At 59.0% G+C, this 14,107-nt stretch carries 15 protein-coding genes; 11 read left to right on the top strand and 4 right to left on the bottom strand.

Going from position 1 to position 14,107, the window contains the following annotated elements; genetic code table 11:
• Positions 1-161 precede the first annotated feature (161 nt).
• The 4 genes from CRO59_RS00075 to CRO59_RS00060 all read left to right on the top strand — a co-directional run bounded on the left by CRO59_RS00075 (position 162) and on the right by CRO59_RS00060 (position 5,343).
• Positions 162-1,766, top strand: a complete 1,605-nt coding sequence (locus CRO59_RS00075) for a tetratricopeptide repeat-containing response regulator (RefSeq protein ID WP_047295822.1) — start codon at positions 162-164, stop codon at positions 1,764-1,766.
• Complete coding sequence (locus CRO59_RS00070) at positions 1,763-2,455, top strand: sensor histidine kinase KdpD (protein WP_097085806.1); 693 nt, start codon at positions 1,763-1,765, stop codon at positions 2,453-2,455. The genes CRO59_RS00075 and CRO59_RS00070 overlap by 4 nt, the downstream gene beginning before the upstream one ends.
• Before the next feature lie 200 nt (positions 2,456-2,655).
• A complete protein-coding gene (locus CRO59_RS00065) occupies positions 2,656-3,897 on the top strand; it encodes a glutamine synthetase family protein (protein ID WP_177408924.1) in 1,242 nt (413 codons plus the stop codon).
• Positions 3,898-3,966: 69 nt separating this feature from the next.
• Entirely contained in the window at positions 3,967-5,343 is a 1,377-nt protein-coding gene (locus tag CRO59_RS00060) for an MFS transporter (protein ID WP_097085801.1), read from the top strand.
• A gap of 178 nt (positions 5,344-5,521) precedes the next feature.
• Here CRO59_RS00060 and CRO59_RS00055 read toward each other — a convergent pair whose 3' ends face one another.
• From CRO59_RS00055 to flgA, 4 genes are all read right to left on the bottom strand, one after another.
• Positions 5,522-6,268 (bottom strand): flagellar brake protein, encoded by a 747-nt coding sequence (locus tag CRO59_RS00055; protein ID WP_027612274.1) that lies wholly within the window; start codon positions 6,266-6,268, stop codon positions 5,522-5,524.
• A 92-nt stretch (positions 6,269-6,360) separates the two neighbouring features.
• Positions 6,361-6,828, bottom strand: a complete 468-nt coding sequence (locus CRO59_RS00050) for a flagella synthesis protein FlgN (protein ID WP_007963060.1) — start codon at positions 6,826-6,828, stop codon at positions 6,361-6,363.
• Positions 6,829-6,876: 48 nt separating this feature from the next.
• Positions 6,877-7,203 (bottom strand): flagellar biosynthesis anti-sigma factor FlgM, encoded by a 327-nt coding sequence (gene flgM / locus CRO59_RS00045; protein ID WP_007917589.1) that lies wholly within the window; start codon positions 7,201-7,203, stop codon positions 6,877-6,879.
• Between the two features lie 160 nt (positions 7,204-7,363).
• Positions 7,364-8,125 carry a flagellar basal body P-ring formation chaperone FlgA gene (gene flgA / locus CRO59_RS00040; protein WP_027612276.1) on the bottom strand — a complete coding sequence of 254 codons (762 nt, stop codon included), beginning with the start codon at positions 8,123-8,125 and terminating at the stop codon, positions 7,364-7,366.
• Positions 8,126-8,207: 82 nt separating this feature from the next.
• Between flgA and CRO59_RS00035 the strand changes: the two genes are divergently transcribed.
• From CRO59_RS00035 to CRO59_RS29095, 7 genes are all read left to right on the top strand, one after another.
• On the top strand, positions 8,208-9,140 hold the full coding sequence (locus CRO59_RS00035) for a chemotaxis protein CheV (protein ID WP_041074300.1): 933 nt from the start codon (positions 8,208-8,210) through the stop codon (positions 9,138-9,140).
• A 46-nt stretch (positions 9,141-9,186) separates the two neighbouring features.
• Positions 9,187-10,014 carry a protein-glutamate O-methyltransferase CheR gene (gene cheR / locus CRO59_RS00030; RefSeq protein ID WP_007963053.1) on the top strand — a complete coding sequence of 276 codons (828 nt, stop codon included), beginning with the start codon at positions 9,187-9,189 and terminating at the stop codon, positions 10,012-10,014.
• 366 nt (positions 10,015-10,380) lie between these two features.
• Positions 10,381-10,788, top strand: coding sequence for a flagellar basal body rod protein FlgB (gene flgB / locus CRO59_RS00025; RefSeq protein WP_007917581.1), 408 nt, complete (start codon positions 10,381-10,383; stop codon positions 10,786-10,788).
• A 3-nt stretch (positions 10,789-10,791) separates the two neighbouring features.
• Positions 10,792-11,235: a flagellar basal body rod protein FlgC gene (gene flgC / locus CRO59_RS00020; protein WP_003227217.1), complete on the top strand. Its 444-nt coding sequence runs from the start codon at positions 10,792-10,794 to the stop codon at positions 11,233-11,235.
• A 15-nt stretch (positions 11,236-11,250) separates the two neighbouring features.
• Positions 11,251-11,979 carry a flagellar hook assembly protein FlgD gene (flgD, locus tag CRO59_RS00015; RefSeq protein ID WP_097085799.1) on the top strand — a complete coding sequence of 243 codons (729 nt, stop codon included), beginning with the start codon at positions 11,251-11,253 and terminating at the stop codon, positions 11,977-11,979.
• A 30-nt stretch (positions 11,980-12,009) separates the two neighbouring features.
• Positions 12,010-13,341, top strand: coding sequence for a flagellar hook protein FlgE (flgE, locus tag CRO59_RS00010; RefSeq protein ID WP_097085783.1), 1,332 nt, complete (start codon positions 12,010-12,012; stop codon positions 13,339-13,341).
• A 261-nt stretch (positions 13,342-13,602) separates the two neighbouring features.
• A partial coding sequence (locus tag CRO59_RS29095; RefSeq protein ID WP_143503294.1) for a calcium-binding protein occupies positions 13,603-14,107 on the top strand: 505 nt, incomplete at its 3' end.

Below are 14,107 nucleotides of genomic sequence, written 5' to 3'. Positions count from 1 at the left end.
GCGCGAGGAATCTTGAAGTGTCCGCTTCAGAGAACGTCACTTGTGGCCGATAACCCACTCGGTGACTTAAAAGTCGCGTGAAATCGCTTGATAGCATTTGGCCGGCAGCTATCATCTGCGCGCCTGAAATTGCCCTCACTTCAATTGCCTGGAAATCCTCGATGCTGTCGTATCACCAAAAGAGTTTTCTGATCGTCGATGATTTCTCGGATTTCCGCAGTTCCGTACGCTCGATGCTGCGTGAACTGGGGGTCAAGGATGTGGATACCGCCGATACCGGCGAGCAGGCGCTGAAGATGTGTGCGCAGAAGTCCTACGATTTCATCCTGCAGGATTTCCACCTCGGCGACGGCAAGAAGAACGGCCAGCAGGTGCTGGAAGACTTGATGTCGGAAAAGCTCATCAGCCATGAAGCGGTGTTTGTCATGGTCACGGCCGAGACCAGTCAGGCGATGGTGCTCAGTGCCCTGGAGCATGAGCCGGATGCTTACCTGACCAAGCCGTTCAATCGCTCCGGTCTGGCGCAGCGCCTGGAGCGTCTGGAGCAGCGCAAGACGTTGCTCAAACCGATTCTGCAAGCCCTTGATCGCGGTAAGCCGGTCGAGGTGCTCAATGCCTGTATTGCGCTGTGCAAGCAGGACATCCGTTATTCGCCGCTGTGCCTGCGTTATCGCGCCGATGCGCTGCGCGACATGAACCAGAACGAAGCCCTTGAACGCCTCTACGACAGCATCATTGCTGATCGGCCGTTGCCGTGGGCGTTTGCCGGGCTGGGCAAGTTGCTGTTCAAGCGTGGGCAAGTGGCGCAGGCCAAAGATGTTTACGAAAAGGCGCTGAAAGTGTTCCCGATGATGCCGGCGCTGTACGACGGCATGGCCGATGTGCTGGTCGCCGAGGGCGATACCAAAGGCGCGCAGCGGGTGCTGGAAGAGGCGATTCGTTTGTCGCCGCTGGCGGTGCGCCGGCAGGCGTTGCTCGGCAAACTGGCGATGGCCAACGAGGATTTCGACACCGCGTCCCGGGCCTATCGTCAGGCGGTGGCGCAGGGCGCGCAGTCGCGTTTCAAGGACCCGGAAAGCAACCTCGGTCTGGCCCATGCCCTGATCAGCAAGGGCAGTGAGCGCGGGCTCGACACGCGCACGCGGCTGGAGATCAACACCACGCTCAGCGCCGTCGCCAAAGAGAACCCGTCTGACCCCGGCCTGCAGATTCGTGCGCGGCTGATGAAGGCCACCAGTCTGCTGCTCAACGATGCCGAGACCGCCGACAAGCTTACCGAGCAAGCACTGATGCGCCTCGACGGTATGGAACAGTTCATGAGCCCTGAAGCGGCGCTGCTGGTCGCCAAGCAATTGCAGATGCTCGGTCAGGCCGAGGCGGGCACTTCGATGCTCAAGAGCTGTGCGGAGATCTACGGTGACGATCCGGCGGTGATGAAAGACATCGCCAAGCTCACCGACGACCCGACTATCCTCAGTTCGAGCAACGCCGCCGCCGACCTCAACCGTCAGGGCGTGCGCGTGTACAAGACCGGCAATCTGGTGGAGGCCCGCGAGGTGTTCCGCAAGGCGCTGAAGATGCAACCGAAGAACATCAGTATCGCGCTGAACATGGCCCAGTCGCTGCTGCACGGCACCGACACCAGTGTGCCGTCGGCGGAGCTGGAAGAATGTCGGGCCTGCCTGAAAATGGTCGGCCTGATGCCCGACACCGACGCGCGTTATGCGCGTTATCAGAAGCTGAAAAGCAAGGCGTTTGGCGAATGAACCAAGACGAGCAGGCGCTGGATTTCTCCACGGTGATCGCCTCCACCGTTCACGACATGAAGAACTCGCTGGCGATGCTGATGCAAGCCCACAGCCAGTGGCTGGCGCGCTTGCCCGAAGCGCAACGCGGTGGGGCGGAGCAGGGTGTGATCGACTTCGAGTTCGCCCACCTCAACGGCATGCTGGTGCAACTGCTTGGACTGTACAAGCTCGGCGTCAACCAGTTGCCGCTGCAACCGGCATATCACGAGCTGGATGATTTCATTGAGGCGCAACTGGCCGCGCATCAAGAGGTGTTCGCCAGTCGCGGGATCATTGCTACCTACGAAGTTGATCCGCTGAGCCCGCTGGGTTTCTTCGATCGCGAATTGGTGGCGTCGGTATTGGGCAACTGCATCAACAACGCGATTCGTTATGCCCGCGAGTCGCTGCTGATTACCGTCAGCGACGAGGCCGGGCAACTGGTGTTGAGCATCAACGATGACGGCGACGGTTACCCGGCCGAGATGCTCGAGCGTCAAGCCGATTACGTGCAGGGCATCAATCACGGCAGCGGCAGCACCGGCCTGGGCCTGTATTTCGCCAACCGGATTGCTGCTTTGCATCAGCGCAATGGCGTGGTCGGGCACACCGAAATTCGCAATGGCGGGCCGTTGGGTGGCGGGGTGTTCAGCCTTTATCTGCCGTGACTCGGGTTTTTGTTTGACGCTGCTTGATATTCCGAACAGCCGGAGCCTATTTTGTACGGGTCGCCGCTTGCGGCTCGCACAATAACAAGGATTGCGTCATGACAACCGATGGCCAGCGTTCACTCGCGCAGCGACTGACCGGCATTGATGAGATTGAATGTGTCACGCCGGATTTGAACGGCGTGCCGCGCGGCAAGGTGATGACCGCCGAGGGTTTTCTCGAAGGGCGGCGTTTGCAGATGGCGCGGGGTGTGCTGCTGCAATGCATCATGGGCGGTTATCCGCCGGCGCGGTTTTACGGCAGCGATGACGGCGACCTCGCGCTGGTGGCCGAGCCGAGCATGATCCATCCCCTGCCATGGAGCGACGAGCCACGTGCCCTGGCCATCTGCGATGCCGACGAACTGAGCGGCGAAAGCTCCAACCTGTCGACCCGTGGCCAACTCAAGAAAGTCATCGCCCGTTACGCCGCACGCGGTCTGGCCCCGGTAGTGGCGACCGAGCTGGAATTCTTCGTCTTCGCGCCGAACACCGATCCGACTCAGCCGTTCCGTCCGCCAGTCGGCCTCGACGGGCGTCGCGAGGATGGGCAGTCGGCGTTCAGTGTCAGCTCCAACAATGGCCTGCGGCCATTCTTCAGCGAAGTCTATAAATGCATGGCTGCCCTCGGTCTGCCGCGCGATACCTTCATGCATGAAATGGGCGTCAGCCAGTTCGAGATCAACTTGCTGCACGGTGATCCGCTGTTGCTCGCCGATCAGACCTTCCTGTTCAAACACCTGCTCAAGGAAGTCGCGCTCAAGCATGGTCTGAGCGTAGTGTGCATGGCCAAGCCGCTGGCGCACACGCCGGGCAGTTCGATGCACATTCACCAGAGCCTGGTCGAGATCGCCACCGGCAAGAATGTGTTCAGCGACGAGAGCGGCCAGCCGACGGCGCTGTTCCGCCATTTCATCGGTGGGCAGCAGGCGGGCATGTCCGATTTCACCGCGCTGTTTGCGCCGAACGTGAACTCCTATCAGCGTCTGTGTCACCCCTATGCGTCGCCGAACAATGCCTGCTGGTCGCACGACAACCGCGCCGCAGGGCTTCGGATTCCGGCCAGTTCGCCGGTGGCTCGACGCGTGGAAAACCGTTTGCCTGGCGCCGATGCCAACCCGTATCTGGCGATTGCCGCGAGTCTGGCCGCCGGCTTGCATGGCATCGAGCATGAGCTGGAACCGACTGCGGCGATTCAGGGCGAATTCGAAGTGCCGGACAATCTTTCGCTGCCGTGTACCTTGCATGCCGCGCTCGAGCGTCTGAAACGTAGCCAATTGGCCAGGGAACTGTTCGGACAGGAGTTCATCGAAGGCTACATCGCTTCGAAGACCATGGAGTTGACCAGCTTCTTTGATGAAATCACTCCCTGGGAACGGCGTGTTCTAGCAGCCCAGGCCTGACTAACTGTCGCCGTCGGGCTATCGTCTTGATAGTCCGATACTCACTGCAAGGAGCCGCTCGGAACGCCGATGCGCCAAATCTGGAAATCCTTTCGAGCGCTGTATTTCGCCTCGCTGATGATGTTGATCGGCTCGGGCCTTCTATCTACTTACCTGGCATTGCGCCTGGCCGCTGACCATGTCGATGGGCTGTGGGTCGGTGCGCTGATGGCGGCCAACTATTTCGGCCTGGTACTGGGCGGCAAGATCGGTCACCGCTTGATTGCCCGGGTCGGCCACATTCGCGCTTATTCGGCGTGTGCCGGGATCGTCGGCGCGGCGGTGCTCGGGCATGGCCTGGTCGACTGGCTGCCGGCGTGGCTGGTGCTGCGGACCATCGTCGGTCTGGGCATGATGTGCCAATACATGGTGATCGAGAGCTGGCTCAACGAGCAGGCCGACGCCAACCAGCGCGGGCTGGTGTTCAGCGGCTACATGATCGCTTCGTATCTGGGGCTGGTGCTCGGTCAGTTGATTCTGGTCATGCATCCGGGCCTCGGCCTGGAGCTGCTGATGCTGGTCGCGCTGTGTTTTGCCCTGTGTCTGGTGCCGGTGGCGCTGACCCGGCGAATTCACCCGGCGCCACTGCATCCGGCACCGATGGAGCCGCGCTTCTTTATCAAGCGCGTGCCGCAGTCGTTGAGCACGGTGCTGGGGGCCGGTCTGATCATCGGCTCGTTCTACGGTCTGGCACCGCTGTATGCCTCGCAGCAGGGGCTGTCGACCGAGCAGGTCGGTCTGTTCATGGGTAGCTGCATTTTTGCCGGGCTGCTGGTGCAGTGGCCGTTGGGCTGGTTGTCCGACCGTTATGACCGGGCGCTGCTGATCCGCTGTTTTGCCGGGTTCCTGGCGGTAGCGGCATTGCCGTTGGCGATCCTGCCGCAGGTGCCGCTGGAAGTTCTGTTTGTCGTCGGGTTCATGTGTTCGCTGGTGCAGTTCTGCCTGTACCCGCTGGCGGTGGCGTTTTCCAACGACCACGTCGAGGGCGATCGCCGGGTGTCGCTGACGGCGATGCTGCTGGTGACCTACGGTGTCGGCGCGAGCATCGGCCCGCTGCTGGCAGGTGTGCTGATGAAGCTGTTCGGCAGTCAGAGCCTGTACGCGTTTTTCAGTTTCTTCGCGCTGGTGCTGGTGTGGCGCATCCGCCCGAAAGCGGTGACCAATCTGCATCAGGTCGACGACGCGCCGCTGCATCACGTGGCGATGCCGGACAGCATGTCCAGCTCGCCGTTGGTGGCAGCACTCGATCCACGAGTGGATGAGCAGGTGGTGCAGGAGCAGATGCAGACCACGGTTACGCCAGAACCGGAGCCAGAACCCGAAGTGCAGCCTGAAGCGGCGGTGGAAACTGATCCGGCTGATGAGGGCGATAAACCAGCACCGGACATCAGTGGTGCCAGACCCTGAAATGTGGGAGCGGGCTTGCTCGCGAAGGCGGCGTGTCAGCCAGCATCAATTTTTAATGTCGGGCCGTATTCGCGAGCAAGCCCGCTCCCACAATGGATCTCCAGTCGCCGCGAGATTCAATCGCGCATAAAAAAGGGCAGTCCCGCCAAGGACTGCCCTTTCTATTTGCCTGTAGGAATTACAGATCGTCTTTATCGAACCGGCGTGCTTCACGCTGCAACTGATAGACGAAGCGTTCGACGTTGCGCGCCGCCTGGCCGCTGATGTTGTGGAAACGCAGGCCGGCGAAGGTGATGTTGAGCTTTTCTTCGAAGTGCAGATAACGCAGTTCGACCGAGATCGGTTGATTGCCGAACAGCGGGGTGGCGATCATGCGGTCGTAGACCTGGCCCAGTTGCAGGCGGTCGGTGATGTCGCCTTCAAAGCGCAGCTTGCAACCGGTGGCGGAAATATCCAGCAGTTTGCCGTTGATCGGCGCCTTGAGCTTTTCGCCGCCGAGTTCGACGCTGACCAGGTCAGTCAGCTTCAGGGCTGCACGAAAGGCGTTGCGGCGCTGGTGGTAAACGACTTCGGTCGGCAGTTCGCCGGTGTAGAAGCGATCGCCCTCGGACTCTTCAATGTTCAGCTTACCGGTGCATTCCCAGGCGATGCGCACGCCCTCGTGGAAGCCTTCGACCTTGAACGGTTCGCCCGCCTGCAGAAAGCGCTCGCCATCGCGCGGGATCATTTCGTCCAGGGCAATCGTCGCGGTTTCCCGGTCGACCTTGATCAAGTAGCTCTGGAAACGCTGGCTGCGCTCGTGGAACGTGATGATCAGCGGATCGTGGCTTTCTTGCAGCTGGCGCAGGTTGCTGGAGATTTCCAGGGGCGTGGTCAGCACCTTTGGTGGCTGCGGACTATCATCCGCGCTTAGGGCGTTTGGCACGTTTTCTCAATCTCCAGACAAAATTTGACTACGACTAGCCAGCATTTTGCCAGCATGTTTCGCGGGTTGATAGTGCAGGCACATCGAATGGCTCACGCCTGGCTGAGCGTACGCGGCTTGGTGGGTTTGGCGAAAGTGCCCGAGGCGTCATACAACGCTGGCGGCTCGCCCCCGGTGAGGATTTTCAGCTGATTGGCCGTGGCGGCCTGCTGAATCTGGATCGACTGGCCGTTCTTGACGTTGGCCGCCTGGCACTGGGCAATCAGGTCGGTCAACACGTCGCTCTGGGCCAGCAACTGGTCGCCAATGCTCGAGTGGCTGGCCAGTTGCTCCAGGCCCTGACGGTCGAGCGGCAGGTTGAGGCTGGCGAGGATTTCGCTGCGCTTGCGGCCATGCTGTTCAAGCAAAATGATCAATGCCTGTTTGCGCGCCAGAATATCTTCGAGCAAAGGCATGTCGCGACCGTGCAAAGCGAGGGACTCGGTTTGCAGCAACTCCAGCAATTGTTGAGCTGGAGCAAAGTCGTCGGTGATCAGTTGCAATAAATTAGTGTCGTGCATGGCTGGCCTTGGGTTTTAAGCGTCCAAAAGCCTGGCGCCGGCAAAAGCCTAGCGCTGGGCTTCGAAGTTGAGCAGTTTGCTGGCTACACGGTTGCTGTCGACTTTATAGCTGCCATCGGCAATCGCTGCTTTCAACTCGGCCACCCGGGCTTTGTCGACGGCAGGCTGATCGCGCAGCTTGTCAGTGACCTTCTGCAACTGTTGAGCCTCATTGCTGAGGTGTACCGATTCCCCGCTTTTTGCGGTACTGGCCGTTTCGGCCTGGGTATTCAGCGGCGCGGAGGTGCCGGATTCGGCGGTTTCCTTGGCGTTGCTGGTACGTGTACTGCCCGTAAGTGACGAGGAGCTGTTCAAACGGCTGAAATCGATGACCATGTTAAAAACCTCTGGGAATTTGGACGCTTGCCATGTTCTCGGCCATTCCCTGGAAAACTTTAGGCTCACTTTGCAATGAGCTGCATGTGCCGAAGCGTGTTCTTCTGCGGCACAGTTTAGGGAAGCATCGAGGCCGGCGCCAGTTTTCTGCCTGAGCGTTTTACATGGCCACTTCCACCTGGCCCGGCGCGATGACCTGCGCCTTGATCACCCGGTTGGAATTGAGGTTTTTCACCCGAATCTGTTCTTTCAAACCGCCATTGGCCAGGGCTTCGCCGGGCATGCGCACAGCGAGCGTACCGCTGCGGGCGATGATGACCACCTGATCACCCTTGCGCACCACTTCAGCCTGTTCCAGATGCACCAGGGTAATCACCTGATCGGCGACCGTTGGTCGGGTCAATTTCTGCCCGATGGCTTCATCCACCGACGTCAGGAAACCCTGATTGATCTGGCTGATGTCGCGTTCACGCAAGGTCACGTCCTGCGGCTCGATAATTCCGGCGCGTTTCAGCGGGCGAGTGGTGGTGACAATCTCGCGAAACAGGCGGACTTGAGCGGGCACGAACACCGTCCACGGCGAGCTTCCCTCGCACCGGACCTTGACCGTAACCCGGCCCAGCGGACGGGCCGGACTCTCCAGCGACGCTGTCAATTCCTTGTCGCACATAGGCATGCGCATACGCGGGTCGAGCTGGTTGACCTCGATTTCGTAGCGGCCTTCCGTTTGACTGGTAGCCAGATAGTCTTCTACGGTGAACTCAAGAAAGCCCTGGGTGACGCCGATAAGCATGTCAGGCAAGGTAACCGTATCAGCACCGGCAGGGCTGCCAGCGAAGAAGAAGCAGACGGCAGACACCGCGCACAGCGCTTTGCGGGTGCGGGAGGTCAGGCGTCGGAAAAATGTCGTTTGAGCGTTCATACGAGTTAAAAAGCAAGCGCCGTGCCGTTTAGCAATGAATGTGCGTCGCAACAACACTTGGCGTTGGTGTAGGAGTCTGGGCATGGCTGGTGTAATGGATTCGGTGAACCAGCGCACGCAACTGGTAGGGCAGAATCGCCTGGAGCTGTTGTTGTTCCGTCTCGACGGTCAACAGCTCTACGGCATCAACGTGTTCAAGGTGCGGGAAGTGCTGCAATGCCCGTCGCTGACGTTGATGCCCAAGTCCAGTCCTGTCGTGTGCGGGGTGGCGAATATCCGGGGGGCGACCATTCCGATCCTTGATCTGGCAATGGCGACCGGTTCCGGGGCGTTGAAAGACAAGAACAGTCCGTTCGTGATCATCACGGAGTACAACACCAAGACCCAGGGTTTCCTGGTTCGCTCGGTGGAGCGCATCGTCAACATGAACTGGGAAGAGATCCATCCGCCGCCCAAGGGCACGGGTCGCGATCACTACCTGACCGCTGTGACTCGGGTCGACAATCAGTTAGTCGAAATCATCGATGTCGAGAAGGTGCTGGCGGAAGTGGCGCCGACGCCCGAGGCGATTTCGGTCGGTGTGGTCGATGTCGAAACCCAGAGCAAGGCGTTGTCGCTGCGGGTGCTGACGGTCGATGACTCGTCGGTGGCGCGCAAGCAGGTCACGCGTTGCCTGCAGACGGTCGGGGTCGAAGTGGTGGCGCTGAACGACGGCAAGCAGGCACTGGATTACCTGCGCAAGCTGGTCGATGAGGGCAAGAAGCCGGAAGAAGAGTTCCTGATGATGATTTCCGACATCGAGATGCCGGAGATGGACGGGTACACCCTGACGGCGGAGATCCGCAGCGACCCGCGCATGCAAAAGCTTCATATCATCCTGCATACTTCGTTGTCGGGGGTATTCAATCAGGCGATGGTCAAGAAAGTCGGTGCCGATGACTTCCTGGCCAAATTCCGTCCTGATGACCTGGCATCCCGGGTAGTCGACCGGATCAAAGCAGCAGATATCAGCTAGGGACCTTTTGTCCCTGGCGGTCAACACGATTTAAGAGGCGGCATCATTGTCTACGGGTAATTTGGATTTCGAACAATTCCGGGTCTTCCTGGAAAAAGCCTGTGGCATTTTGCTCGGTGAAAACAAGCAGTACCTGGTCTCGAGCCGTCTCAACAAACTGATGGAGCAGCAAGGCATCAAGTCCCTGGGTGAGCTGGTACAGCGCATCCAGACCCAGCCGCGCAGCGGTTTGCGCGAGCAGGTGGTCGATGCCATGACGACCAACGAAACCCTGTGGTTTCGGGACACCTATCCGTTTGAAGTCTTGAAGAACAAGGTGCTGCCCGAGGCGATCAAGGCCAGTCCCAACCAGCGTCTGCGGATCTGGTCGGCGGCGTGCTCGTCGGGTCAGGAACCGTATTCGCTGTCGATGTCGATCGATGAGTTCGAGCGCAGCAACCTCGGTCAGTTGAAGATGGGCGTGCAGATTGTTGCCACGGACTTGTCCGGCAGCATGCTGACCAACTGCAAGACCGGCGAGTACGACAGCCTGGCAATCGGTCGCGGTTTGTCCGCCGATCGTCTGCAGCGCTACTTCGACCCGAAAGGGCCGGGGCGCTGGGTGATCAAGGCGCCGATCAAGAACCGGGTGGAATTCCGTTCGTTCAACCTGCTCGACAGCTACGCGAGTCTGGGCAAGTTCGACATCGTGTTCTGCCGCAACGTGCTGATCTACTTCTCCGCCGAGGTGAAGAAAGACATCCTGTTGCGCATTCACAGCACGCTGAAGCCGGGCGGGTATCTGTTCCTTGGCGCTTCCGAAGCGCTGAACGGTTTGCCGGATCATTACCAGATGGTCCAGTGCAGCCCGGGGATCATTTACCAGGCGAAGTGATTCAAAAGCGGCAGGCATAAAAAAAACGGGAGTCCTTAGGGGGCTCCCGTTTTTTTATGCCTGATGATTTCCCTGAGCCTACAACAATCCAATGTGGGAGCGGGCTTGCTCGCGAATGCGGTATGCCAGTCAAAGCAAATGTCGACTGACACGACGCCTTCGCGAGCAAGCCCGCTCCCACATTGGATAGTCGTTGCCAGTTACAAGCGGCAGAAAAGCGGCAGCCAGCGGAAACCGGTTGCCGCTTTTCTGGCATTGCCGCTTTGCCGGCTCCTCGCAAAGCCCCGGTTTATGGGGGTTGTTCTGTTTGGCACGGCGCTTGCTAAAGCTCAGGTACGAAAAACCGGTCACCCGAAGGTTCCCGACATGAGCATCAGCTTCGATAAAGCGCTCGGCATTCACGAAAAGGCATTGGGCTTCCGCGCCCAGCGCGCTGAAGTGCTGGCCAACAACATCGCCAACGCCGATACCCCGAACTACAAGGCTCGGGATCTGGACTTCTCCAAAGTGCTTGAAGCACAGACCCAGAAGAACGCCAACGGCACCATTGCCCTGAACATGACCAACAGCCGTCACATCGAAGCTGAAGGCCTGGGCAATGGCGACGAGTCGCTGATGTATCGCACGCCGATGCAGCCTTCGATCGACCAGAACACCGTGGACGCTCAGCTTGAACAGTCGAACTACGCGGAAAACGCGGTCGGCTTCCAGGCCAGCTTCACCCTGCTCAACAGCAAATTCAAAGGGCTGGTGTCAGCCCTGCGCGGAGAGTAATCCATGTCCCTGTCCAGCGTTTTCAACATTGCCGGCAGCGGCATGAGCGCACAAACCACGCGTCTGAACACCGTGGCTTCGAACATCGCCAACGCCGAAACCGTTTCGTCGAGCATCGACCAGACCTACCGCGCCCGTCACCCGGTGTTCGCCACCATGTTCCAGGGTGGCCAGAACAGCGGCAGCAACTCGCTGTTCCAGAGCCAGGACGCCGCAGGGCAGGGCGTGCAGGTACTTGGCGTGGTCGAAGACCAGAGCAACCTCGAAGCGCGTTACGAGCCGAACCATCCGGCCGCTGACGCCAAAGGCTACGTCTACTACCCGAACGTCAACGTGGTGGAAGAAATGGCTGACATGATTTCCGCGAGCCGTTCGTTCCAGACCAACGCCGAAATGATGAACACCGCCAAAACCATGATGCAGAAGGTGCTGACCCTCGGTCAGTAATAAGGGGCGACTGCCATGAGTGTTTCCGATACCACCAGCAGCCTGAGCATGAATGACATCCTGGCGAACTCCTCGAAGAAAACGAGCAGTTCGACCACCGGTGGCATTGCTTCGGCCACCAACAGCGCCACTGGCGGCAAAGCCCTGGGCAAGGATGCGTTCCTGCAACTGCTGGTCACCCAGCTGAAAAACCAGAACCCGCTTGATCCGCAGGACAACAGCGCCTTCGTAGCACAGTTGGCGCAGTTCAGCAGTCTTGAGGGCATCACCACCCTCAACAGCACCGTCAGTTCGCTGGCCGGCAACTACAGCTCCTCGCAAGCCCTGCAGGCGTCGTCGCTGGTTGGTCGTAACGTGATCGTGCAGACCAACACCGTGCAATTGGACGACCCAAGCAAAGGCATGACCGGTTCGGTCACCGTGCCGTCGTCGATTGCCGGTGGCACGGTCAGCATTACCGACAGCAGCGGCACGGTGGTTCGCACCATCGATCTGGGCAGTCGCGCCGCAGGCAGCGCAAGCTTCACCTGGGACGGCAAGGACAAGGACGGCAATCTGGTGAAGACCGGTACCTATACGGTCAAAGCCAACGCCTCGATCAATGGCACCGCGACCGATATGGCGACCTACCTGCCAGCCACGGTCAACAGCGTGACCATCAGCCAGACCGGTGGCGAGCTGATGCTCAACCTGTCCGGCAAGGGCACCGTCGCCCTGTCCAAAGTACAAACCATTGGTATATAGAGCCGACTAACCGGCACAAAGGAGTGGAATATGTCTTTCAATATCGGCCTTAGCGGTCTCTATGCAGCCAACAAACAACTGGACGTGACCGGCAACAACATCGCCAACGTCGCGACCGCCGGTTTCAAATCGTCCCGTGCAGAATTCGAAGACGTCTACTCGGCCACTCGCCTGGGTAGCGGCAGCAAGGTCATCGGCAACGGCGTGCGCCTGGCCAACGTGTCCCAGCAGTTCACCCAGGGTGACATCAACAACACCGGTAACGTGCTGGACATGGGCATCAACGGTTCCGGCTTCTTCACCATGAGCAACAATGGCTCGATCACCTACACCCGTGCCGGTACGTTCAAGGTCGACAATGCCGGTTTCATCACCAACACCGACTACACCTCGCGTCTGCAGGGTTACGGTGTGGACGCCAACGGCAAGATCATCAACGGCGTGTTGACCGACCTGAAGATCGACACCTCGAACCTGGCGCCGAAGTCGACTTCGTTGGTGACTTCGAGCATCAACCTGAACTCGTCGGCACCCGTGATCGACGACACAGCGGCGGCAGGCAAGTTCGACCCGGCAAAACTTGAAACCTACACCAAGTCCTTCAGCACGCCTATCTATGACTCTCAGGGCAACTCGCACGTCATGGATCAGTACATGGTGAAAACCGGCCAAAACACCTGGAAAGTCTACACCCTGGTGGACGGGCGCAATCCAGATGCAACCGGCAGCGATCCAACCAAGACCGCCCCGACTGCTTCGACACTGACGTTCGACAGTTCGGGCAATCTCACTCAGGTCAGCACGCCTAACCCGGCAGATCCGACCAAGCCGATCATCAGCAGCGACCTGAAGCTGACCGGCTGGGTACCGGGTACCGTGACCAACGGCACCTTCACGCCAAACGGCGCGTCTGCCAACACCAATGGCGTGACCATATCCATGGCCAAGACCACTCAGTTCAACGCTGACACCGCCCGTTCGATCCCGACTCAGGATGGTTACGCCACTGGTCAGATCACCAACCTGACCATCGACGGCACAGGCACGTTGTTCGCCAACTTCAGCAACAACCAGAGCAAGGCCATCGGCCAGGTTGCGCTGGCCAGCTTCACCAACGAACAAGGCTTGCAGGCGGTCGGCGGTACCAGCTGGAAAGAGACTTTTGCCTCGGGTATCCCGGGTTACGATGCGCCGGAAACCGGTACGCTGGGTTCGATCGCGTCCAACTCGCTGGAAGAGTCCAACGTTAACCTGACCAACGAGCTGGTGGATCTGATCAAGGGCCAGAGCAACTATCAGGCGAACGCCAAGACCATTTCGACCCAGAGCACTATCATGCAGACCATCATTCAGATGACCTGATTGGGTTTACCCGCTTCATGAAAAAGCCGACGCCTTGAGCGTCGGTTTTTTTATGCTTGTGGTTAAACATATTCACGATCGTACCGTTTGTCTGAATTTATGGTGTGGAAGTTGCAGCCCTGCCCGGTAAGGGACCTTGGCGTCAAAACTTCGCACAACCTGCTTCATTGAGCCAGGACACTGTACGGCGATATGGAAATCAGGAAGCTCCTACCAGGTTTTTCAACGTAGTTTCCAACACAAAAACACAAGGACGATGTAATGGCGATAATCAACGGGACCGCTGGTGCCGATAATCTGATCGGTTCTGCGGGCGATGATCAGATACGCGGGTTGGCGGGAAATGATGTTTTGAATGGTGGCGATGGTAATGATCTGTTGATCGGCGGCGATGGCGCCGATCAACTGATTGGCGGCGCAGGTTTCGATATTGCCAGCTATGAAGACGTACCCAACAGCGTTGCGGTAACCCTGAACCTGAAGACGGGTGTGCATACCGGGTATGCAGCGGGCGATACGTTTGTCGGGATCGAGAGTTTCCGTGGTTCAAATTATGACGATACGTTCTTTGCCAGCGCTGCTGCCGACAATCTCGATGGCTACAACGGCAACGACCGGCTGAGCTACTCGCAGTCGGAGCAAGGCGTCAACATCACCATGACCGCTGCACGTTCGGGTACCGGTCTGGGCGGCGACGCTCAGGGCGATACGTTCTCCGATTTCGAAACCATCATCGGCTCGAACTACAACGACGTGTTCACGGCAT

It is taken from the genome of Pseudomonas sp. LAMO17WK12:I5 (genome assembly GCF_900215165.1).
GTDB classification, from domain to species: domain Bacteria; phylum Pseudomonadota; class Gammaproteobacteria; order Pseudomonadales; family Pseudomonadaceae; genus Aquipseudomonas; species Aquipseudomonas putida_A.
This window is presented reverse-complemented; position numbering and strand designations above follow the sequence as displayed.

Excerpts from the sequence above, each read along its gene's own strand:
- CRO59_RS00075 (WP_047295822.1), top strand. The coding sequence starts at position 162 with ATGCTGTCGTATCACCAAAAGAGTTTTCTGATCGTCGATGATTTCTCG.
- CRO59_RS00070 (WP_097085806.1), top strand. The coding sequence starts at position 1,763 with ATGAACCAAGACGAGCAGGCGCTGGATTTCTCCACGGTGATCGCCTCC.
- CRO59_RS00065 (WP_177408924.1), top strand. The coding sequence starts at position 2,656 with ATGACCGCCGAGGGTTTTCTCGAAGGGCGGCGTTTGCAGATGGCGCGG.
- CRO59_RS00060 (WP_097085801.1), top strand. The coding sequence starts at position 3,967 with ATGCGCCAAATCTGGAAATCCTTTCGAGCGCTGTATTTCGCCTCGCTG.
- CRO59_RS00050 (WP_007963060.1), bottom strand. The coding sequence starts at position 6,828 with ATGCACGACACTAATTTATTGCAACTGATCACCGACGACTTTGCTCCA.
- flgM (WP_007917589.1), bottom strand. The coding sequence starts at position 7,203 with ATGGTCATCGATTTCAGCCGTTTGAACAGCTCCTCGTCACTTACGGGC.
- flgA (WP_027612276.1), bottom strand. The coding sequence starts at position 8,125 with ATGAACGCTCAAACGACATTTTTCCGACGCCTGACCTCCCGCACCCGC.
- CRO59_RS00035 (WP_041074300.1), top strand. The coding sequence starts at position 8,208 with ATGGCTGGTGTAATGGATTCGGTGAACCAGCGCACGCAACTGGTAGGG.
- flgB (WP_007917581.1), top strand. The coding sequence starts at position 10,381 with ATGAGCATCAGCTTCGATAAAGCGCTCGGCATTCACGAAAAGGCATTG.
- flgC (WP_003227217.1), top strand. The coding sequence starts at position 10,792 with ATGTCCCTGTCCAGCGTTTTCAACATTGCCGGCAGCGGCATGAGCGCA.
- flgD (WP_097085799.1), top strand. The coding sequence starts at position 11,251 with ATGAGTGTTTCCGATACCACCAGCAGCCTGAGCATGAATGACATCCTG.
- flgE (WP_097085783.1), top strand. The coding sequence starts at position 12,010 with ATGTCTTTCAATATCGGCCTTAGCGGTCTCTATGCAGCCAACAAACAA.